The following is a 22,493-nucleotide window of genomic DNA, read 5'->3' on the forward strand; positions in this document are numbered from 1 at the left end:
GTGCGGGAGGGCACCAAGCAGTTTGAAGGTAAATAAGCTGCTTGATGCCCGCCCGTATTAATACACCAAACAAAAAAGACCATGGCATAATTCACCATGGCCCTATATCCTGAACCGCGCTAGTAAATAAAGCGAAGTTCTTAATTATCGGATGAGCGGGGACAATGAATGTTGTGCGCATACATGAGTACATTATTTGGAGCAAAGTACATGCTTTTCATTGTTATCACCCTTTCCCATCAAAGTAATTTCCACCACAAATATATACTTTATCATTTGACTATGTCAATAAAATCACCTCTCCAGTTGGGTCAGTTCATGTGCTTTCTATTTAAAAAACTTCTCGTTTTCCCACTTTTCTTGCTGCTGTTTCCGATCCCATTCCAAAAAATCTTGCATTTCTTTGTTTGTTAAATCCTTAAATTTCTTAGGTTCACTTATTCCGTTCTTCTATCGCTCATTGTACTTTCCCCCTTGAATTCATAGCAGCATAGTGATTACTAAATAAGCAATACATGTTTTGCTCATTAGTTAATCCTTGCACAATTACCATTAATGTATATTTATTGGAAATACCCTAAGGTTTGTTTAATTTCGTAAATAAATGCCGTTACGCAACAAAAAACAGGACGATTATGGTGGAATCTGACCATAATCGTCCTGTAACGGAATTGCGTTATTTAGGCTGCAAGCATGACTTACTTCAATCCATGCTAATGTTATTTCTTCAGATGATAAGGAACAGTTGTAACCACGACATCTTTGCGATAGAGCAATCGAGCACGAATATAGAAGCTCGTTTGATTGTGCAGAATATTGTGCCAGCCTTTTTTCGGAATGAATTGGGGAATAATGACCGACACTTGATAGTTTGACTCCTTGGCCTTCCGCTCTATCGTATCGACGAACTTCATGAACGGCTGGATAATACTCCTGTAAGGAGAGTGCAGGGTGACCAGCCTGATATCCGGCATCCAGTTCTTCCATTTCTCCTCGAATACAGCCTCATCCTCGCGCTCGAATGGAATATGGACGGCGATGATCTGATCAGCAGAGAGCGATTTGGCATAATTGATCGAATGCTCCACGACATGCGTAATACCTGCTACAGGAAGGATGATAACATTCCCTTTAATCGGGACAATCGGTTCGCAAGTCGATAAACGCAGCTGTTCGCCAACCGCCTCGTAGTGTTTGTTTATTTGTCGGAACAATAAGATGATCAGCGGCAAGAAAATTAAAACCGGCCATACCTGATTAAATTTTGTTAAAAAGAACATGATAGAGACCGTAAAGCTGATGACAGCACCAATGGTATTAATGATGAACCTGGTTACCCATCCCTTTGGCTTTTGTCTCAGCCATTTTAACATCATTCCGGACTGGGATAGTGTGAATGGAATAAAGACGCCTACCGCATAAAGCGGAATAAGCTGCTCGGTCTGCCCCTGAAACAGAATAATTAGCAAGATGGAGAAGGCCGCCAGCATAATGATGCCATTCGAATAGCCGAGTCGATCCCCTCGCGCTGCAAACATTCTAGGAATAAATTTATCCTTGGCAAGGTTCACCGCTAACAGCGGGAATGCGGAATATCCTGTATTCGCGGCTAGAATCAAGATTAACGCAGTTGTTCCTTGTATAAAGAAGTACATAAAATGACGCCCAAAGGTTTGTTCGGCAATTTGAGAAACGACGGTGACCTCTTTGGCAGGCGATATTCCATAGTAGTACGCCAGGCATACAATACCGGAAAAAAGCAGCGCTAACAGTATGCCCATTGCCATTAACGTTTTTGCTGCATTATTTGGCGATGGTGATTTGAAATTCGGAATTGCGTTAGATATCGCCTCAACGCCTGTTAAGGCGGAACTTCCTGAGGCGAAGGCTTTCAGCAATAGAAAAAGGCTGATTCCTGCTATCGGTGTCCCGATTGGAGCGTGCAGCTCGGGTGCAACGCCGCCGGACCAGATGTTGTAAAGCCCTGCCCCAATAAGTATGAACAGCGCGATAATAAACAAATATACCGGATAGGCGAGGATTGAGGCTGATTCGGTCACTCCGCGAAGATTCAAGATCGTGATCAGGATTACAAAAATGACGGCAATCGCCACCGTGTGATCATGCAGGCTTGGAAAAGCCGACGTAATGGCATCCGTTCCTGCCGAGACACTTACTGCTACAGTCAAAATATAGTCTACTAGCAGAGATCCTCCCGCGATCAAGCCGGGATACTTGCCAAGATTCTCCTTAGAGACAACGTAAGCCCCACCGCCATGGGGATATGCAAAAATAATTTGCCGATAAGATAAAATCAAAGCCAGCAATAAAATGAGTACGCCAAGCGCAATTGGAACAGAATACCATAGGGCTGCCGCGCTGATTGTAATCAATACGAGCAAAATTTGCTCCGGTCCATACGCGACGGATGACAAGGCATCTGATGACAGTATCGCCAGCGCTTTTGTTTTGTTAAGCTTCTGTTCCCCTAGCTCAGTTGATTTCAACGGCCGCCCAATCAGGATCCGTTTGAGACTAGTTAACATTGTGATCACCGCCGATAGTGTGAATTAGTTTCTTTTCATTCAAATTTAATGTCTCCACTCTGCTGAATTTTAGCACAGCAAACAACCGCAAGGTCTCCTCTTGCGGCTCTCATCACCGAAGTCGTCTCACCTCTCTAATGACGCTTACGAGGTTAGCTGCCGGATTCGGGCCACTAGAGTTGCCCTACAGTGCTCTTGCACTGATTCACCCCGGACACTTTGTTCAAAGTGTCATTGGTTCCCCCGTTTTCTAAAGAAATTCAGCGGTTGTGTGATGATCATAACGCGTTCAAAACAGACTGTAAAATTGCATTTACGCTCAAAAAACTTTGATTACAGGAGTTTTTACGTATGTATGCGGTTACATTTATTGTTATTGCCGAAGTTGATACCTGATAAATGAATTATCCCGTATTATCGCTTATTCTCATACTATTCAGTCCAAGAATCGATCAGATAATCCCTTGCCCTGGCCCACTAACAAACCAAAAAAAAGGTTATCGGCTGCGCATTCAATCCGTTAGCGCAACCGACAACCTATTTTCATAGAGAGGTACTTATTCGTTTGGGTGTTTACAATTTATTACTCCGACCTGGAAATCATCTTCGTATATCATCTCACCAGGTATTTCAGAAGAAACCGATTTTAATAATTCAACATCGTATTTCTGCGCAATATCAAAAAACGGCTTCAATTGCCTGTGCACACATCACCTCATAAGCTCTCTGTGCTCGATCTATGAACATTCCTGCGAAAATGCAGGTTTATCCTCATTCTGGCCAACTGAAGAGCGAATGCCTGCCAGAGTGCAGTAATTTCGTCGTATTTCCTCTCAATCGGCCAATTCCGCTTCCTATTCCTGCGTAATCGCAGGCATTCTAGCATTCACGGATTTTTTAACCGGAAAGCCTGCACTTACGCAGGCTTCCTTCTATAACTGCCGGGCTTGAAGCCATCTCTGATTGAAGTCCGTCCGCCAGACTTTCAAAGGCAGCCTGACCGGGCAAGCCGGAATCCGAGATCCTCAATACGAAAGGTCGGGTGGCTGCGTCTCCGGCATGTCGCACCGCAGCCTCTGGCCACTTCGGCCCAGCTTCCACCGCGAAAAATCCGGTAAGAGCCGTATACTTCCTCATCATATAAATCCCAGCACCATTCCCAGACATTCCCCAGCATGTCATACAGCCCCCATGCATTCGGCTCCTTTTGGCCTACTTCATGAACACTTCCGCCCGAGTTTTCCTTGTACCAGGCAATGGCGTCGAGCTCTCCATATCTATATCCTGCAGTTCCTGCCTTACATGCAAATTGCCACTCCGCCTCAGTAGGGAGCCGATAGCCGTCTGCATCCCAATCACAGATCGTGTGCTCCCCATCCTCACTGATCGAATAACATTCTTTCAATCCGGCATCCCGAGAAAGCAGGTTGCAAAAGGAAATCGCATCCTCCCAAGAAATATTCACAATCGGCTCTCGCCCGCTGTCTGAAGCATCCTGCGTTTGACTAACAGCCGCCGCATACAGCTCCGTAGTTACAGGATACGGGGCAAGCAGAAACGGCCTTATTGCGGCCTTCCACTTCCTCTTAGTCCGGTCATCTCTTAATTCTAGCTCTCCGCCTGGAATTTGTATCATTGGATAATTAACCTGGCTCCCTATTGCATGTTCCCCCTAATCTAAGTTTACTAAAAGCATGATTCATGCTTCGAATTTTCTTCACTATACCCTCAGTCTATATGAAAGTCCACGAAAATATGGAAACAAGCATTTTGCGTCTTTGAGCAGATATTTACCCTTTCAATACATTCTTCTTCTTCAAAAAGACATTTAACCTCTCGGATAACAAGAGCATAGCCGCTGCTGACACAACGATATACAAAGGGAAAATCCCGATTGTCGATAAGGAAGCAAGAAACCCGAGAAGCGGAGGCATAAGCGTACTTCCGGTATAGGCGACCGCCATTTGATAGCCCATAATGGTCTGGGAATGCTTTTTCCCGAAGCGGACTGGTGTTTCATGCAGCATGCACGGATAGATCGGTGCCAGACCTAGACCCACGATCATAAAGCCTGCAAGGGAGAAACCGGACGGCAGTGGCAGAATCAGAAGCAGCGCACCGGCCAATGCCGTTATTTGGCCCACCCGAATGAGAAGACGGTTGCTTATCTTGAACGTAATGAATCCGCTGACAAATCGGCCGATGGTGATGCCTGCGTAATAGATGGCCACCCATTGCGAGGCCGCGGCTGCGTCCAACCCTTTTACATTTACCAGAAAGCTGCTTCCCCACAGGCCCAGGGTTGCTTCGATCCCGCAATAGAACAAGAAGGAAGCGAGGGCGAGCTTAACGCCTTTTATCGCTAGCGGTTTGACGACTTTGTCCCTTTCATCTTCCACCCAGCTGCCCTCATCCCCATGCTCTTCACCCGACGCACCGCCGCGGTTTCTCGCGACGCGATCCCACAAAGGCAAAGTCAAGAAAAGGATGACAACCAGGGCAAACTGAATGGCTGAAACAGTCAGGTATCCATCTCTCCAGGAAGAATGCCCCATCATGAATTGCCCCATAATGATAGGCCCAAGAGTAGCGCCAACTCCCCAGAAACAGTGAAGCCAGCTCATGTGATGCGCCTTGTAATGCGCGGCAACGTAATTGTTTAATCCGGCGTCAACAGAGCCTCCGCCCAGTCCAAGCGGGATCGCACAAATAATCAGCCATGCAAGTGATGGTGCAAAAGAGAAGCCGAGCAGCGCACCTGCAGTCATGATACAGCTGACAAGTGTGACTTTGCCCGTGCCAAACCGTTTCAACACGGCTCCGCTTGCCAGACTGGACACAATTGTGCCCGCCGCAATGATCATATAAAGCAGACCTGCCGTCTCAAGCGGCGCATGATAGTCCGATTGCATGACAGGCCATACCGCTCCCAGTAAGGAATCGGGCAGCCCCAGGCTGATGAAAGCCAAATAGATAATCAATAGAAAGTAAGTTGCCATGTTGTTGTTCTCCTGATGTCTGATTTATTTTTATCGGGTCATTGCAGTGATCATGAGGTTAAGGCCGAGCTTCTGCAAGCCATTTAAGTAATCCTGCTTCCAATCGCTCATTGTGAGTGCAGGAAGATGCTCAGCCGGAATGTAGACAGCGCTTCTTGATGCGATCTGATGAAGGATGGCAGCATCCACTTCCTCATGGCAAAAAATAATCGTATGCGGATTAATAATAGCTGTACATGAAGCGACCAGCCGGCTAATAGCATCCGCTCGCTCCTCGTGAAGAATTAACGGATCAGTTCCATTGTCATGCTGCAAAGCCTGTTGAAAATTCCGATTGTCATACTGAGGCACGAATGAAACTTCGCCGGAGAAGAACGTACTCCCACGTACTACATCTCCATTGATTAATATGCCGGCACCCGGACCATTCTGACCGAAATACAAGTAGATCAGGGATGGATTGTCATTATTGCTCTTATTGTTGTAGTAGCCCAGAACGGCAGCATTCATATCATTCTCTACGACGACAGGAATAGACAAACGTTCTTCAAAAAATCCTTTCAAATCAAAATCATGAAACTGCTCGTAGTCCGGGATATGGATGATCCGGCCATTATTGACTGAGCCGGGCACCCCAATGGCCAGCGCACTGATCTTCGGATAGCGGAGGATGATCGCTTCAATATGCTTCGACAGACCTTGAATATCATCCATCAGGACGCTGGGGGCGGTACCTTTTTCTTTCACTTCGCCCAAGCAATTAAAAATTGCATAATTCGTTTCTGTTTTCTCCAAAAATATAGCCACACCGAGCATGAATTCCGGATTGTATGCATATCTTGTGGCTCTTCTTCCGCCGCTGGAGTTATCAATGCCAGCTACAACCAGCTCTCCCTCCCTCTCCATTTGGGCAAAGAACTTGCTGATCGTCGGAAAGCTGATTCCTAGCTTTGTGCTCAGTTCCGCTTTGGTTGCACTACCGAGTGACAGCAAGGCTGTACGTATGCCGCTTAGAATAACCATCTTCATATCTTTGGGAGTTGCAGGCAAATCATTCAAACGGTTCACCGCCTCATGTTGTAACTTATTAAATACATTTAATAAGTTACAATGATGATAGCAGAAATTCCAACGAATGAAAAGCGCCGAGATGCCCTCAACTCTCCGAAGTAAACGAAGGATACCTGCGAAAACGCAGGGATTTCGAGGAAAGTAGCTTTAATGAGTTGAATGCCTGCGAACATGCAGGAATATGTGTTGGATTCGGGCGATATCGGCGAATTGCGCTGAAATACCTGCGCTTTGGCAGGCATATCGCTCTATGCAGGTCAGTCATGAGAAAAAAGATGCACATCCGCAGCTTCGGCTTACTTGTTCGCAGCAATAGCATCCACGCCTCTAAACGACCAATCCTACCTTAACGCTTGGCCAGAATCTTCCCCTTGGAGTCACCGCGCACCTCCTGCATGTTTTACAAGCCTGCACCATTTCAAGACAGGATCGAGTTGGCCTGTTGGATGATTTCAGATACGATATCCTCCGCTTTCTGGCTGTCCGTGAGCATTCTTGTACCTTGCCCTGACCATAGGGACATATATTCAGCATTGCTTTGCTCTGAAGCCGCATTTCTAATATCACGCGTCATCGTATTTTGTCCGGGAAATGGAATCGGCTCTATACCGCTCGCATCCCACCGCCGGATAAACGTGTTCACGATACCTCGGGCCGGACGGCCTGAGAATGCCTTCGTGATGGTTGTGCTCTCTTCCGTACTTCTCAGTAGTGCCTCCTTATAAGAAGGGTGCGCACCGGATTCTGCCGCAGTCAAAAAACGGGTCCCCATCTGCACGCCTTGTGCGCCAAGAGCAAGTGCAGCGGCTAATCCTCTGCCATCCATAATGCCCCCTGCCGCAATGACCGGAATTTGTACATGATCTGCAATTTGTGGCACCAGTGCCATCGTACCAATGTTAGCGCCCATGGGATGAGCTGAAATATCAAACGTTCCCCGATGCCCGCCTGCTTCACTGCCTTGTGCAACAATAGCATCGCAGCCAGCCTGTTCGGCCAGGACAGCCTCACTAACTGTCGTAGCCATCGTCACAATTCGAATGCCGGCTGACTTCGCTTTTTCCATATACGATTCAGGAAGTACGCCGAACGCTGTGCTAATGACAGGGACTTTTTCTTCCAATAAGACATTGAACTGTTCTTCAAAATAATCCGGGGTATGAACGCTATCCTCAAAGACAGGAGCGATCCCAAGCCCATCCCGCATCTTGTTCAGCTCCTGTTGAACCTCCTTGATTCCAGCATGGTCGTGAGCAGCATCCCGAATGGAGAAGAGATTAACCCCGAACGAAGCCTGGGACAGCTGTCGTATATCCCGTATCGCTCCCCGTATGGCGTCCGGCGTCATATACGCGGCTCCCAGCATGCCAAGTCCGCCTGCATTCGATACTGCCGCCGCCAAATTTACAGTGCCCGGCACACCAGCCATTCCTGCTAAAAAGATCGGATAACGGATATTAAATATCCGGCAAACCTCAGTTGTCAGTTGGATGCTCATCGTGTATCCTACTCCCTCCCACGCCGATCAAGTGAACGATATCACACTGCTTCTTCGGATTCTTGACAGAATTTCATCCAATTGAAGATGTTGAGCAAACGGCTCGTACACTCTACTGTCCTTTTGATTGCCCGGCAGTACTTCCAGTGCGTTCGGCAAGCATCTGCAGATTCATCCCTTTCAAGGCGCCTTCGATCAATTCAGGCAGTTTGTCCGGTGAACAGCCGAAGCATGGAATGCCGAACTGAGCCAGCTTCTTCGCCACCTCTACGTCGTAGGAAGGCACCCCGTCGTCTGAAAGCGCGAGCAGACAGATTGTTTTGACGCCTGCTTCGTGCATATCCTTCAGTCTGCGGATCATCTCAGTCCGGTTGCCGCCTTCATAGAGATCGGAGACGAGCAGAAATATCGTCTTCTTAGGCTCTGAGATGAAGGATTCACAGTACGTAATGGATTTGTTGATATCTGTACCGCCGCCAAGCTGCACGCCGAAAAGCATATCGACCGGATCATTCGCGCACTGCTCGCTCAGATCAACCACCTCTGTATCAAATGCCACCACTCGCGTATCGAGAGCGGGCATGCTCGCAAAGATGGAGCCCACGATGGAAGCATAAATAACGGAACTTGCCATGGAGCCGCTCTGATCAATATCAAGTATAACTGTCCATTCCTTGCTTTTGCGGGCACGGTCGAAAAAATATACTTTCTCCGGTATAAGCAGTTTACGCTCCGTATCGTAATGCTTCAAATTTTTGCGGATCGTGGTCGTCCAGTCGAGACCTGTCATCGAGGGCAGCGGTGAATGCTGCCGCCTGTTGAGGGCTCCCGTGACCGCTCTGGTCAGATCTTGCGCCAGCCGCTTCACGATTTCATCCACGACTTCACGGACCAGCTTCCGCGCAGTCTCCTTTGTCCGCTCCGGAATTTGACCTCCCAATGACATGAGCGTGGCAACCATCCCGATGTCGGGCTTCACCTGTGATAACAGCTCCGGCTCGAATAACAGCTGAGTCAGACCTTTCCTCTGCACCGCATCCGCTTGTATAACAGACACGATGTCAGGCGGAAAGAATGCCCGCACATCTCCCAGCCATTTGGCAAGCTTGGGTGAGGAGCTGCCGAGACCGGCAGTTCGCGGACGCGAAGCGGCTGCTTCATTGCCATGCTCCGCACCGGAAACTCCTGCAGTACCGTCATAAATCGCGGCAAGAGCTCCGTCCATCAGCATATCCTCACCATGAAGCAGCGGCTCATTCGCCCCGCCGCCTCCGGCTCCATGCAGCTTCTCTTCTGCCGCTGCGCCAAGAATTAGCCGCCATCGTTTTACTTGTTCCTGATCAAGTGTCGTCATAGGTTATAGATCTCCAAAATCATAATCGTTAAGTTCATCAAGCTGCTCCTTCTCATCCTCGTTAAGCGGGCGCTGCAGCACCACGCCAGCCTCTTCGGCGCCGGCTCCCCAAATATCACCCATCATCTCGGCAATAGCGGCTTTTTCCCTTGGCTCGAATGTCCCGAACGCTCTGCGGAGAAACACCAGCGACCGCTTGAACGGCTCCGCTTCCAAGGATTGAATATAAGCATCCAGCTGCCGCCACAAATAATCGCGCGACAGCAGCGCATATCGGTTGCGCATCGATAATCCTTCAAACCAGCCTGCGCCCAGATCCGCCGGGATGCCCGGCGACAGCCTCCTCGACACCTCTAGCGCACACTCCTCCTCACCTGCTTCATTACGCTCCAGCACGATGGAGAAAGCGTAGCCCGAGAGCTTGGCGTTCCGGTCATCACGTGCCGCAAGCTCTTTCAGCTTCTTCATCCAGAGTTGACCGTCCACCTCTTGATAATGCTCCTGTGCAGCGGAATGCATCGCATGGATCGCGTTGACCAACTCCGCGGCCGCATCATCATTGCAGCCGGCTGCTTCCAGCAGCATCAGGGCTCCTCGCAGGAAAAGCTGCTGCAAGAGCGGAACGAGCGCATGCGTATCGATCCGCCGGATAGAGCCGTATTGCAGAAGCACCGACAGTTCATGAACCGTCATTGCGATCTGCCCGAAATTCCCGGCATCGACGGCAAGCCGCTGCAGCGTGCTCGTAGCTTGGCCCATGATCTGGGGCAGTCCGCACTCGCAGGATTGGCGGATCAGTTTGGCTGCTGCCGCTATATCAGAACAGGCCAGCAGCTCCTCGTGAATGACGTAGGCAGCGGCAAGCTCGATCGTCTCTCCCTTCAACGTCGATTCCACAGTCTCGATCTCGGCTTCCGGCGACCATTGAAGCACCCAGTGCTCCGCCCACGTAGCATCCGCTTGATGAATGCGCCGCTTGTGAGCAAAACGAATCCCGAGTACAGACAGGCGGTGCAGAAAGACGGAACGGTTCAAATCGATGAAGGCCGCTTCCTCCGACTTCACTCTCCGGTTCTCCCGCAGATCCAGCTCCAAATCGGCTGCGACCAGCGTTTTATATTTCTCCAGCTTCAGCCGTTTCAGCTCACGGTTCAGGTCATCCTGCACCGGAGTTTGGCTGACGCCTTCAGGCAGGCTGCCGATCGCGGTGCCGATGTCTATTCTTGCCAGCGCTTCCGCAACGATTGCAAAATCGCCATGGCCGAACAATACCGTCGCCGCATCCCTAAGATCTCTCCAGGTCGGCTGCACGCCTTCATGCAGCGATGCCAGCGCTTCTGCCAGACGAACTCCCTCAATGACGGAGGCCGTCGACCGCCATGTCCCCTGCCCGCGCAATTGTGATGCGACCGAAGACAAGTACAGGGCAGGCAGCTTGTTCAGCTCCCCCTGCCGCATGCACTGCCAGAGCAGCTCGAAATACGCTGGCGCCTCATTGCCGGCTCCGTAGCCTGAATGCGAGGACAACTTATAATAGGAATATGGCATCAAGGTCATCTTGGCCGGAACTCGGGGAAGCTTGTCCAGTTCTTCGTCCGTCATCGCCGGCAGTTGCAAACCTAGCGCTGAAGTGTGATGTGCGCCGCTCAAGACAACGATTTTCTCGGGAAGATGACCGGCAGCAATGGCATCATGGATTTTGCGCCGCATATACGATTCACGTATCTCGTTATAAGCGGATTCCTGCGGAGCCAGCACAAGCTCCTCCTTCTCTGTCAATGCTCTCATTTCGGTCGAATAATGCCCAATTGCACGCTGATAGGTGCCAGGCTCCAAATTATGCTCATAGTACCGCTCCCAATACGCCTCGTAATCCGGCTCACCCGAGATCTCGGCAATGCGGGCATACAAATCCCGCTGAATAGTGCCCAATCCAGGCTTGGGCGATACTAGCAAAGCGTTCTCCGCTTCTTCTTCCTCATCATCGCCTTTCTCAGGCTCGGCATGGACTGCCGCAACGGTCGGGGCGTGTCTTCGCTCACTCAGAGCCAGGGAGACAACCGTCGGCAAATCAATGAATTGAGCCTCGCAGCCGTTGCGATGAGCCCATTGCAGCGCTTGATACTCCGGTGAGTAATCGGCGAACGGATACAGCAGCGTGCGGACGGGCAGCTGTTCCGTATATGCCAGCATGGCGACCGGTGGCACAACTCCGCGCGAGGTGAGCTGGGCTGCCAGGGCGCCAGCATCGCTGGGACCTTCAATCAGCAGGGCTGTCGGCTTCACCTCCTGAAGCAGGGCGAGGAGATGATAGGAGCCGGCGGGCGACAGATGGCGGATGCCAAAATAATGCGGCTCCCGTGTGCCGCTCACCCATTCATGTCCGTGCATGCGCTGTAAAGACTCCGCCATGATGCCCCCCGTTTCTTCATGACATTCTCCAAATACTCCTTCCAGACGAGCCCGTCCTTCTCATCGTCCTTTACGATGGCTCCTTGCAGGCCTGCTGCAATATCTTCATCGTTCAACGCTCCGTTGCCGAAACTCCCTGCCAAGGCCATGCTGCCCGTAAGCAGTGAGATCGCTTCTGCGGTGGAGATGACGCCGCTCGGCGGCTTCACTTTCTCCTTGCCATCCAACGTCAAGCCGCTGCGCAGCTCGCGGAAGATGGTGACGACTTTGCGGATCGCCTCGTCGTCAGGCAGCGATGCGCGCAGCTCATAGCTCGCGGAGATTTCGCCGACACGTCGGCGCACGATGTCGATCTCGGTATCAATACTGGATGGCGCCGGCAGAACGATGATATTGAACCGCCGTTTCAAGGCGGCGGACATCTCGTTTACGCCGCGGTCGCGCGTGTTCGCCGTCGCGATGATGGAGAACCCGCGTGCGGCGGATACTTCTCGGCCTAGCTCCGGAATGGAGATCGTCTTCTCCGAAAGGATGGAGATGAGCGCATCCTGCACCTCCGACGCGCAGCGGGATATCTCTTCGAAGCGGGCGATGCCGCCGCCTTCCATTGCACGAAGGATCGGACTGCGAATGAGCGCCTGATCCGAAGGTCCCTGCGCCAGCAGCAGCGCATAGTTCCATGAATAGCGCACATGCTCCTCGCTCGTGCCCGCCGTACCTTGCACCACCTTGGATGAATCTCCGTGAATGGCCGCAGTCAGATTCTCGGACAGCCAGGATTTGGCCGTCCCCGGCTCTCCGATCAACAGCAGCGCACGATCGGTCAGCAGTGTGGCAATCGCCATCTCGACGAGCCGCTTGTTGCCGATATATTTGGGCGTAATAGCGGTTCCTCCCGCTGTTCCGCCTGTAATGAACGTCAGCACCGATTTCGGCGATAGCTGCCAGCCTGCAGGCTTAATCCCCTTGTCGGCTTCCCGAAGTGCCTCCAGCTCATGCGCATACAGCTTCTCGGCTGACAGTCTTAAGACATTTTGTTTTTGATCCATTCCCATATTCCAGTCCCACTCTCCTCATTCGTTTCTTCCGGTGCGGCTTCAATCGTCTCGACAAATTCTAGTATTTGGCCTCTTACGGTAACGTGTAGCTGCCGTTCCGCAAACGTACGAAGCCGCTGTACATATGATTTCGGCATGCTAGAGATCAGGCATCTTGTATTCCAATCTATATAATGAAAGCCACGCTGAGCTTTCTTTTCAAGCCAGTCCAAGAGCAGCTGCGGCGCTTCCTTATGGCGTATCCGAAACAATACAAGCAGAACGCGCTGCTTCATCGTCTCATCATTCCAGCTGCTATTGCCGTATTTCGCCTTCGAAATCAAATAGTCTGCAATGCGGGGTTCATTCCGATGCGTAAAGCTGCAGACAAGCTCCGTCAAATCCTTATCGGCGAAAACATGCCCCCATCGCGGATCCCAAGCTTCCTCAAGCACAACCTTATCGACATCTCCAGTAAGAAGCTGCAATTGCCCGGAGACGATACTCTCCAACGTTCTTAGCAGCTCTTTTGCCGCATGGGATCCGCCTGTCAGATCTCCCGCGAAGCGATCGAACACCTCCGATGGCTTCAACTGCTTATATGCCGCACGGAAACTGTAGCCAATGAACCTGCTGTTATGCATATGCTGAAGCTCAATCGCCAATCGGTTCCCTTCGGGCGTGTCCAATTCCAGCAGCAGCTCGGCTGCTGCTTCCTGGATCGTTTCGGTCTCGGTTACGATGAATGCTTTCGATAACAGCAGCTTACGCAGTAATGGATATACAACACCTGTCAGCCGCTTATCTGCCCCCTCCAGGCAGCGCAGGTCAATATGCAGCTGCTGAGCCGCGCGAATCCGGTCTTCCCCTTCACTGGACAACCAGCGTTCCAGATCTTCTTCTGCCTGCACGATGATCCGCTCGTGCAATACGGTCGATACGCATTGCCGGACGGGTGCGACTGCCAGCTCCCGGTCTTTGGAGCGGATAGCTTCATATAACCGTTCAACTGCTCCATCTGAGCCGATACGTGCCAATGCATAATAGGCGGCCAGGCGGACTTCCTGGCGTTTCTCGCTGGTTTGCTCCAGCAAGAACGGCTCCTGCTCTCCATATCCGCCCAGCAGCTTAATTGCCGCAGCCCTCAACTCTATCGAACCGGAGACTGCGGCTTCCAAGAGAAGTTCAATCATAGATTCACCCAGCAGTCTATGAAGCAGCTGCAATCTTCGCGAATCGCCTTTGCCGCCGTTAAGATTGAGCTGATTCTGCAGAACCGGGATCACATCGCGGCCGAATCCGGGAATGAGCTTCTCCTGGATATAATCTGGAACATCCCCGTAACTGTCGTCAAGTCCCCTGCACAGAGCAGGCAGCGCGCGCAAATCAAGAAAGCTTCTGTCCTCCCAGGCTAGCCACAGCTGTTCCAGTCTCCCTTGACCTTTGGTCGTAAGCGCCTCTAACAGCGGCTGCAGCTTGCGGTATGAAACATCCGTGGTCAATGTAACGGCCGATCCTTCAATAGTCTGCGTTTCTCCGACCGTTTCAGTTTTCCCTAATGTATGGAGCACAGCGCTCAGCAGCGTTGCAAGCTCCAGCAGCTTCTCCGAACTCTTCTCACGGGCGGCAGACATCAGCCCTTCAGCCGCTTCGGCGAGACGGTTGATCACAGGCGCGGATTCGCCAAGCTTCTTCAATTGGGGGACCAGCTTCGCCAGCCGCATGTCCCCTTGCGCCATGGCGCTCCCGGCGATGAACAACCGGCGAACCTCCTGCTGCAGGTCCAACAATAGATCTACACTCATGTCGTCTCTCCTCTAGTATAGCAGCCGAATAATCCGGCGGTCTGTGATGATGCTCATCAGTTGAACTGCCAAACGGCCGCTTTCGATGTCATGGCGGAACATTACCAATGCAGCTTGATCCTTCAGGTCATCACCATGCAGCAACGGGAGGATACTGCCAGAATGCAGCGATGCTGCCCAAATATTCGCCGTTACAGGCAGCTGTTTACCCTGCGTATCCCTGAGGATATACGTGTCGCCAATCCTCTCGACGGCTTGAAACGCAATTAGCATGACGGGATTCTTGTCTGCTAATGGATTCTTGATCCCATTCTTCACCCGTTTAATGACATCCGCGAACGAAGGGGCCGCCAACGCTTTGACCGCCCTGTAATCCTTTTCGCAGACATCACGAAATTCCCCCTTCTCCCATCTCACCCTTGCATTCGGCGCGCCGGGATAGACGAACAGCTCCCCGGTCTGGATCACGGCATGAACCGTATCCTCTTCCTTGATAGACTTGGCTGCACGGAACGGACGCAAATTGCGTGTGGTGTGGATCGTCCCCTCACGCAGATCAACCCACCACCCGGCATCGACAAATTCGCCGCGGGCTTTATCCGTGTATGAGATGAAGGACAGCTGCAGCAGCTCTGTCTCCGGTCTTGCTCTTCCATACTCCCTAAGCTCAGCAAGCTGCCAGGCATGTCCAAGCTGCTCCTCCAGCATCGATTCGGTCTCCATCGGCAATTCCGGCTGGGCTGCCCGCTGCTCCAGGTAGCTCTTGCCCTTCCTGATCAGAGCATGCAGCCTGATAAGCTGCTCTATTCCTCGGGAATACACTGATTCCCTGTCGCCTTCCGTGCTCATAATGAGAACCAGCTCCCGCAGCTCTGCCTGAGCTCCAGGAATATAGTGGTTGCCAAGTTGCTTCACCTGATCCTCCATCACCTGGATCGTCTTCTTATCCAAGCCGCCAAGTCCGCTCTGAACCAGTTGAAGCACAAGCTTCTCCAGAATACCCAGACCTTCGAGCTGGGCGTTAATTTTCTTGATTAGCGCAGACTTATTTACTTTGCGCTTCGGGCTTTCGCCATCTCCCGCAGCCGACGCATTTTTCTTCTCCTCACGCTTTACTGCCTTCTCGCGTTTGTCCGCGATCTCCGGCGGGATATCCGACTTCTCGAAGGGCTTGCCCAGTACATGCGCGTAAAGCAAACCAAGCGTATGCTTGCAAGGAAACTGCCTGCTGGGGCAGGAACAGCGGAACACCGGATTGCCTTGCTGTATGAAATCAACAGAGCATCTGTAAGGTTCCTTGCCGCTTCCCTTGCATTCCCCGAACAGGAGCGTTTCGTCTCCTGTCATGCACAGCAAGGGAAAACTGTTCTTCTTGACCAAATCCCGGCCATTCTTCATTGCACCCGCATTAGGCGCCAAACTGTCGACGTAAGCTTCTGTTATCGATGCCATCTTATACCTCGCAATAATATAAGGAATAGTACTTATTTCCACATGGAGTCGGTATTTCAAAGCGTATCGTCAATCGTTACATGCTCTTGAACAGTGGTAATGATTGTATTTAAGCCCGGCGTATATACCGATTCTGTGATAAGAATATCGTTATACTTAAAAATAATCGTATATACGAAAGACGGATCCCAATCTATGCTGGAATTGCGGGTAATATGCCGTTCAACCACGTGCTTTATTCCATCCTCAGATAATGTTAATAGTCGCAAGTAGTCCTTTTCATTATGTAACTGCAACAAGATTGCGGGTGTATCGCTCTCGATCCGTTCTTCACGAATAGCGCCAGCTACAATGGACGAATTAACCCCTTCACCCTCAACCGCATAAACACCCAGCTTAGACCATACACCTGACTGCCTGGCTTGTGCTTCATTTTCAGCTGATTTTAATTCAGTTCTGTACTTTATTACACGATCTGCCGCAGAATCTTCGAACTTAGAATAACCTCTATGAATAAGAGTTCTATTCATTAGTTCACCATTAAACTTAACATAGGCCCAATTGCTGCTATTCATTATACGAGCCTGATCAAATTCGATCGTTACCATTTGGTTGAGCAGTGTTTGTTCCAAATAAAGTTCCGCAAGTTCATTCAATCGATGCTTGACAGTACTCGTTTCAATACCGAATAAATAATACGATATTACGTTGTTGCCAAACTTAATCGCTACTCGATTGTGAGCCAGAATATCGGTGATGATGCCTTTTATCGCACTTTGGATCGTATACTCTTTGAGCGATGCGTCCCACACCACGTTTGCTTGAAACGCTTCTTTAAAGAAAGATGCCGGAACAAATAACATTGCATTATAAATTTTAGGCGATTTGGTGAGTGCAACAGCTGTATGATTAACTACCGCTGTCTTACTATTCGGCGAGATGACAATCCTCTTATCCTCCCGTTCAAAGGTATACGTTCCATTAACAACCTCGATATCCGCATCCAATGCCGCAACCACTTGTTTGGCCGTGAAATAAGTTGTCCCATCAATGATTAGACCTTCTAGTTGAAGAACCTCATCATTGGCTTTTATCTTTACCTTCGTTTGAGGTATGCATTTCCAATCTCTTTGATAAATGATTTGTGTGGTAGTCGTTTTTACATATTGATCTTTCACAAAAGTGCAGTATGGCGTAGGTGGAGATTGGTTGAGAATAACTTTTTCTTTCACCGCTGCCTTAGTGGAATTCGTACTGCCAGAATGTTTACCCCCTGATCCGCTTGAGCTGCTTGAACCTGAGCTGCCGGAGTTTCCGCCACTTCCACCATTATGATAGTGGTAGCCGGTACAGAGCCCCTTAGCTCTTGATTTCTCCGAACAGTTATGTCCCCCGTTGCCGTCTGTACGTCCGCTGTGCGCTAGAGACAAACCGCTATTAAATACGAACATGAATGACATAAAAACTAAAAATGCAGTCAGCCCTTTTCTACTCACAATAATAGACCCCTTTCTATAGTGAACAATTCTATTATATGGAAGCAGATAGACTTAAACAAGAAGACATATGACCAAGCAAGATGCTCATACTTTATTGACAGGAGATGATGTTTAGAGGAGGTATTCTATTGCCGGATGGATTTGTTGTACGTTCATTGGAAGAAGTGCGATTCTGGTCGCGCATTATGAAGGAGCATTCATTATTTCTAAGATTAGGATTTCGCTGTGAAGATACGCAATTAATTAATGAGGCTAATCAATTCTATTCCCTGTTCGAGAATATTGAAAACAGAGCCAACGCATTCACGGCTGGAACCGATCCGGGCGTAATCCGAAGATTCAATGAGGAAGTCCATTCCGCCGCAGCCCATATATGGGCTTTCAAGCGAAAAGTGCTTGGCCTGATCCTTACCTGCAAACTCCCGGGGGCCAACAACTTCCCCCTGCTGGTTGATCATGTAAGCAGAGAAGCGAATTACTTCAGAAATCGGCTGGCGGAGTTAAATGCAGGCAGAATGGAGCCGCTGCCGGACGCGATCATTGATGAGAACGTCTTTTTCCTCAGAATTATGGCTGATCACGCCAAGTTTATTAGCCATTTGCTCGATCCTTCCGAAAGGCAGCTAGTCGAGCAGGCCAATAATTTCGGGCAAGAGTTTGACCAATTATTGTTCCAGGCCAAAGATTTGGAATCCATGCGTCCGCAATCGCAGACCCTCCCCCTCCTTGATCAGTTTCTCGACCAGAACAGAGTATCTGTCCAATCACTCCGCGACTTTAAAAAGACCGCCCGCGACCTCATTGCAGCATGCCGGATCAAGAGCATTATTCATCCATTGCTGGCTGACCATGTATTTCGTGAGGCAGAGCATTTTCTCGTTATTATCGATATGTTCGAGAACAACTTGACAGGCGGCAGCCCCCAGCAGGCAGCAAGCCACTCTCAACCAAGGGAATCGTGAACAAACAGCGGCTGCGATCTGTTTATCGCTGATTTGAAGACTGTGACAAAAGAGAGCCTCTGCTTACAGCAGCACTACTATCAGCGGCTCTCTTCATAATGGTTCAAGAGTGCGCTCCAGTGATGTCTGTTACGGCCTGCTGCCTGCTATTATCTGGCGCATAAGTCTCTCCCGGTTTCCATAATCATGATATCTCGTGAAAGCCTCTGACTCCTCTTCTGAACCAGCCTCAATCTCATCATCACGAATACGTTGAAACACTACACTTTGTGATTTGTTGGCGATATCGATAAAGCAAGCAGGGTGAACGTTAAGGCCGCCTTCAATACCATATACATCCAATAGATGAATGCCATTATTTTTCTGCACGGCATATACTTCAGCAAAAAGGCCATTGGCCGAATCAATGTTTAACTGATGCATGTCCGATAAAACTTCATTCTTTAAGCTCTCCTTATCCGGGAGACCGTTGATCGCGAGAATCTGATCGATATCTAATGAATAGTTTTCCTCGTTGTGAAATAGATTAGCTCCGGATTCCACGACATTCTCCAATAAGGCGAGGAACACTGCACATGGATTCAGATCTCTGGAAGCGTCCAGCAATTGATTGGCATATCCCCGGAATAGCGAGCCTTGAGGTCTTTTGAGCTGAGAGTAGAAACGATAAGGCAGATTTAGACTGATGCTCGATAATGCCTTGCTTAATTTGAATGAACGGTAAATATCGCCATAATCAAAAAAGGAAGAGGTAAAATGAGCCGCAATCGAATAGACGAGCGTCTCAGAGTTGTAGATATAATCCCTATACAATTTATCAAGCCGATTGCTTTCAATTATTGTTGTTACCTCATTATCAAGCGCATAAGCTGCATAGATATGGTAGGTTATTTCTGCCCACATTGCGTTGGTTTCCCATAGCGCTTCGATTGAAAAAGGAACATTTCCGATAAATTCTCCATAATACTTGAATATGGCAAACAAAAACATTTCACCATTTAATTCTCCGAATAGATCCGCGCCGAATCCGACATTCAAATCGTAGGACCAATTTTTCGGCTCCGGATCATGGATTCCTTGTACGATTGATGCGGTATAGTGTTTATGACTCCATGACGCTAGCATATTAAATAACGCTATCATTTCATTCGGCTCCGCACGATTCTCAAGCTCATTCAACGCATTGTATACCTTTGTCAGCATCACTTGGCCTGTCAAAGTCGCCAGGTTGTCAAAATAATGCGAAGCTTCATGTACAATTGTGCTGGCGCTATTCATTGTTGCAATATCGAAATCCCGATTCTCCATTTGCTGCACAACATCATCGAATTGACGTTTGGACATGTTGTTGAAATTCATAATTTGGCTAATGAAGGCATATGAACCGTTTGCAGATAGGTTTGGGAAGGCCCCTAGTTTGTCCAGCATGATCGTCTCCTTTGTTTGAATGCGAAGGTATTGGGATCATTCCAATAGATACAGTAAATTATACCATGACTCCAATGAGCCAGTCCCAAATGAAGTGAAAGGATGCCTCCAAACCACTAAAAAGTGGAAATGGAAGCATCTTTTTCATTGCGTATGCCTTTTTGGCCACTCCCTTGTGTTTTGAAGGCAGAGTGGCGGAGTAAGAAGCCTGCGAATGTGCATGAATTTCGGTTACAAGCCGCCATAATGGTAACATTCCTGCGATCATGCATGAATTTGAGGCAAAATCGGCCGTAAAGGAGAAATGAAGTTGAAATACCTGCCCTCTGGCAGGCATTTCAACTTCATGGGGCCCTCAACGAGTAAATAAATGCTGTTTCGCATGTTTCACCTCGCTCATATCTTGCATCTCGCATGTCTCGGCGTTTGAATGACGGATCATTCTCTGACGAGGAGGACGTCACTCGACAGCCTAATGATCGCAGGCATTCCACAGCGTACAGCTTCTTAAAGTGGGAGCTGATATTTTCAAAAAGGACGATCTGGACACCCTCTTCTCCAACTCCGGGCCTGATTAGGCTGAACGCCACATCGTCCGTATTTCCTCGACCTTCGCCAGCGCGTCCGCATCCTGCAGAATATCTCCCGGCTTATTGCCGTGGCCAAGAATATGACCAGCAAGCTTCGTCCCCGTAAACTCAAAGATATACCGGAACTGCTGCACGAGCGGAATTCCCTTCACCCGGGGCTCGTCATCGCCAATGCCAATAACCCAGGCTTGTTTGGCAGCGAATTTGGCCAGGAAATTGTCTCGATCCTCACGCAATGACTGGGACCAGCGATCAATGAACGTTTTCGTCAGCCCGGATGCGCCATACCAGTAGATCGGTGTTGTGAACACCAGAACATCTTGTGCCAGCACCCGTTCAATGACATGGTAATAGTCATCTTCAGGGTAAGGGCCCTTGTCCCCATGGCGGTAGTCCCTTATCGGTTCAATCGAATAGTCGGACAAATGGATTTTGTCGGCTTCGAACGATTCAACCAGCAAATCAGCCAATTGCTCTGAATTGCCATTCCTGCGCGAGCTTCCATAGATTACGGCGATCCCCATATGCATCATCCTCATTTCATCATGTTGAGCCTCTTCCAACCTGCTCTGTGCTTACGCGATCTCCGCTTCCTGCTGCCGATAGACTACTTTCAAGCTGTCAACTAACGCGAGTGCCCGCTCCTTCGCTTCCTGCGGGCTATCTCCGATTGTAATGATATAACCTAGCCGATCATCCGAGCTTCTCGGAATTGTGACGGAATCGCCAGGAGCAGCGGCAACGTGGTAACGGACCACATGCTGGAGCCTGCTCAACGCTTCAAGACCTTCAATTCTTTCGAATACGCCGTCCCGGTCTGCGGTTACATATGCAATCGAGGCGGCCCGGTGATGCTTTTTGTCAATCGCAATCGGCCTATCCAGATAATAATTAACTGTAGCTTCAAAAACATCCACCCCGAACGCCTGCACCAATAAATCAGAAGAGATGTTGTCCCCGCCCGGTCTGCCGTTCACTTCAATAATGCGCGGTCCAGTACGGGTGAGCTTCACTTCCACATGGCTGGGACCATTGGCAATTCCGATCGCCTTCAGCGCCGCAACAGCTGTTCGAATAATTTCGTCCGTATGCTCCGTATGCGAAGGCGTCGGCAGTGTATGCAGAATTTCTACAAAATATGGAAGCGGCGATGTAATTTTCTCGGTCACAGTCCCAAAAATGGGCTCCCCCTCGCTCAAGAACAGCTCCACGCTAAATTCCGGCCCATCCAAATATTCCTCGATCAAATATTCTTCACGGACTTTAAAATCCATATAAGTCACTTTGAACGCAACGATGATTTCCATCGCTTCCTGCAGCTCTGCCGCATTATTAATAAAATATACATTTTGGCTGCTCGCGCAATTCGTCGGCTTGAGCACAACGGGATACCCGATCTCCTCCGCTGCCGCCGCCGCCTCTTCATAGGTTCTCACTTTCCTGAACCTTGCGCTTGGAACCTCATGTTCCGCATAGGCTTGCCGGGCCAAGTCCTTATTTCTGGATTTCAGCGCCGCCTCATAGGGCACACCTCGAAGTCCCAGCCTTTCGGCAACCTTCGCCGTCACATGCGAGGCATAATCCGTAGCCGGAATGAGTGCATCCAGCCCATTCGCATAGGGAGACCCAACAATCGCTTCATAGAGCGAGTCCGCATCCCTTATATCAGCTACAATCAGATCATGATAGATGCCTTCATAGCCATATTTCTGCGGATTGTCCGTGGAAGACACAATGGAAACGACTCTATGTCCTTGCTCAAAAGCAGCTCTGGCGAAGCTCACGCCATAGAAGCTCGGTTCGACAAAAGCAACCGTTTTGACCGTTGTCATTATATTTT

15 protein-coding genes and 1 riboswitch are annotated in these 22,493 nt (G+C 49.7%); of the genes, 1 reads left to right on the forward strand and 14 read right to left on the reverse strand.

Features of this window, described 5'->3' with window-relative positions:
* Positions 1-719: 719 nt before the first annotated feature.
* The 11 genes from K0T92_RS11230 to K0T92_RS11280 form a co-directional block, all read right to left on the reverse strand.
* Positions 720-2,546 carry an APC family permease gene (locus K0T92_RS11230; RefSeq protein WP_219872563.1) on the reverse strand — a complete coding sequence of 609 codons (1,827 nt, stop codon included), beginning with the start codon at positions 2,544-2,546 and terminating at the stop codon, positions 720-722.
* 125 nt (positions 2,547-2,671) lie between these two features.
* A riboswitch (cyclic di-AMP (ydaO/yuaA leader) is annotated at positions 2,672-2,822 on the reverse strand.
* 709 nt (positions 2,823-3,531) lie between these two features.
* Positions 3,532-4,182 (reverse strand): formylglycine-generating enzyme family protein, encoded by a 651-nt coding sequence (locus K0T92_RS11235; protein ID WP_219872564.1) that lies wholly within the window; start codon positions 4,180-4,182, stop codon positions 3,532-3,534.
* Between the two features lie 154 nt (positions 4,183-4,336).
* The gene (locus K0T92_RS11240; RefSeq protein WP_219872565.1) at positions 4,337-5,545 is read right to left on the reverse strand and encodes an MFS transporter; all 1,209 of its coding nucleotides are present in this window, start codon (positions 5,543-5,545) and stop codon (positions 4,337-4,339) included.
* 30 nt (positions 5,546-5,575) lie between these two features.
* Positions 5,576-6,604: an ROK family transcriptional regulator gene (locus K0T92_RS11245; RefSeq protein WP_219872566.1), complete on the reverse strand. Its 1,029-nt coding sequence runs from the start codon at positions 6,602-6,604 to the stop codon at positions 5,576-5,578.
* A 430-nt stretch (positions 6,605-7,034) separates the two neighbouring features.
* Positions 7,035-8,114, reverse strand: a complete 1,080-nt coding sequence (locus tag K0T92_RS11250; protein ID WP_219872567.1) for an NAD(P)H-dependent flavin oxidoreductase — start codon at positions 8,112-8,114, stop codon at positions 7,035-7,037.
* A gap of 112 nt (positions 8,115-8,226) precedes the next feature.
* Positions 8,227-9,468: a VWA domain-containing protein gene (locus K0T92_RS11255; RefSeq protein WP_219872568.1), complete on the reverse strand. Its 1,242-nt coding sequence runs from the start codon at positions 9,466-9,468 to the stop codon at positions 8,227-8,229.
* 3 nt (positions 9,469-9,471) lie between these two features.
* Complete coding sequence (locus K0T92_RS11260) at positions 9,472-11,880, reverse strand: DUF5682 family protein (protein WP_246628080.1); 2,409 nt, start codon at positions 11,878-11,880, stop codon at positions 9,472-9,474.
* On the reverse strand, positions 11,838-12,929 hold the full coding sequence (locus K0T92_RS11265; RefSeq protein WP_219872659.1) for an ATP-binding protein: 1,092 nt from the start codon (positions 12,927-12,929) through the stop codon (positions 11,838-11,840). The genes K0T92_RS11260 and K0T92_RS11265 overlap by 43 nt, the downstream gene beginning before the upstream one ends.
* On the reverse strand, positions 12,905-14,722 hold the full coding sequence (locus K0T92_RS11270; protein WP_219872569.1) for a HEAT repeat domain-containing protein: 1,818 nt from the start codon (positions 14,720-14,722) through the stop codon (positions 12,905-12,907). Before K0T92_RS11270 ends, K0T92_RS11265 begins: the two co-directional genes overlap by 25 nt.
* 12 nt (positions 14,723-14,734) lie before the next feature.
* Positions 14,735-16,174: an SWIM zinc finger family protein gene (locus K0T92_RS11275; RefSeq protein ID WP_219872570.1), complete on the reverse strand. Its 1,440-nt coding sequence runs from the start codon at positions 16,172-16,174 to the stop codon at positions 14,735-14,737.
* Between the two features lie 56 nt (positions 16,175-16,230).
* A complete protein-coding gene (locus K0T92_RS11280) occupies positions 16,231-17,670 on the reverse strand; it encodes a stalk domain-containing protein (protein WP_219872571.1) in 1,440 nt (479 codons plus the stop codon).
* A gap of 131 nt (positions 17,671-17,801) precedes the next feature.
* Between K0T92_RS11280 and K0T92_RS11285 the strand changes: the two genes are divergently transcribed.
* On the forward strand, positions 17,802-18,635 hold the full coding sequence (locus K0T92_RS11285; RefSeq protein WP_246628081.1) for a DUF2935 domain-containing protein: 834 nt from the start codon (positions 17,802-17,804) through the stop codon (positions 18,633-18,635).
* Positions 18,636-18,764: 129 nt separating this feature from the next.
* On the opposite strand, the gene K0T92_RS11290 is transcribed toward K0T92_RS11285, so the two are convergent.
* The 3 genes from K0T92_RS11290 to K0T92_RS11300 form a co-directional block, all read right to left on the reverse strand.
* Positions 18,765-20,063 (reverse strand): hypothetical protein, encoded by a 1,299-nt coding sequence (locus tag K0T92_RS11290; RefSeq protein ID WP_219872572.1) that lies wholly within the window; start codon positions 20,061-20,063, stop codon positions 18,765-18,767.
* 574 nt (positions 20,064-20,637) lie between these two features.
* Positions 20,638-21,177: a flavodoxin family protein gene (locus tag K0T92_RS11295; RefSeq protein WP_219872573.1), complete on the reverse strand. Its 540-nt coding sequence runs from the start codon at positions 21,175-21,177 to the stop codon at positions 20,638-20,640.
* A 51-nt stretch (positions 21,178-21,228) separates the two neighbouring features.
* The gene (locus K0T92_RS11300) at positions 21,229-22,485 is read right to left on the reverse strand and encodes an ATP-grasp domain-containing protein (protein ID WP_219872574.1); all 1,257 of its coding nucleotides are present in this window, start codon (positions 22,483-22,485) and stop codon (positions 21,229-21,231) included.
* Positions 22,486-22,493: the final 8 nt, after the last annotated feature.

The sequence above is a fragment of the Paenibacillus oenotherae genome (assembly GCF_019443105.1).
Lineage (GTDB): Bacteria > Bacillota > Bacilli > Paenibacillales > Paenibacillaceae > Paenibacillus_Z > Paenibacillus_Z oenotherae.

Bases quoted from the DNA above. Each gene is read 5' to 3' on its own strand.
- K0T92_RS11230 (WP_219872563.1), bottom strand. From the start codon at position 2,546: ATGTTAACTAGTCTCAAACGGATCCTGATTGGGCGGCCGTTGAAATCA.
- K0T92_RS11235 (WP_219872564.1), bottom strand. From the start codon at position 4,182: ATGATACAAATTCCAGGCGGAGAGCTAGAATTAAGAGATGACCGGACT.
- K0T92_RS11240 (WP_219872565.1), bottom strand. From the start codon at position 5,545: ATGGCAACTTACTTTCTATTGATTATCTATTTGGCTTTCATCAGCCTG.
- K0T92_RS11250 (WP_219872567.1), bottom strand. From the start codon at position 8,114: ATGAGCATCCAACTGACAACTGAGGTTTGCCGGATATTTAATATCCGT.
- K0T92_RS11255 (WP_219872568.1), bottom strand. From the start codon at position 9,468: ATGACGACACTTGATCAGGAACAAGTAAAACGATGGCGGCTAATTCTT.
- K0T92_RS11260 (WP_246628080.1), bottom strand. From the start codon at position 11,880: ATGGCGGAGTCTTTACAGCGCATGCACGGACATGAATGGGTGAGCGGC.
- K0T92_RS11265 (WP_219872659.1), bottom strand. From the start codon at position 12,929: ATGGATCAAAAACAAAATGTCTTAAGACTGTCAGCCGAGAAGCTGTAT.
- K0T92_RS11270 (WP_219872569.1), bottom strand. From the start codon at position 14,722: ATGAGTGTAGATCTATTGTTGGACCTGCAGCAGGAGGTTCGCCGGTTG.
- K0T92_RS11275 (WP_219872570.1), bottom strand. From the start codon at position 16,174: ATGGCATCGATAACAGAAGCTTACGTCGACAGTTTGGCGCCTAATGCG.
- K0T92_RS11290 (WP_219872572.1), bottom strand. From the start codon at position 20,063: ATGCTGGACAAACTAGGGGCCTTCCCAAACCTATCTGCAAACGGTTCA.
- K0T92_RS11295 (WP_219872573.1), bottom strand. From the start codon at position 21,177: ATGGGGATCGCCGTAATCTATGGAAGCTCGCGCAGGAATGGCAATTCA.
- K0T92_RS11300 (WP_219872574.1), bottom strand. From the start codon at position 22,485: ATGACAACGGTCAAAACGGTTGCTTTTGTCGAACCGAGCTTCTATGGC.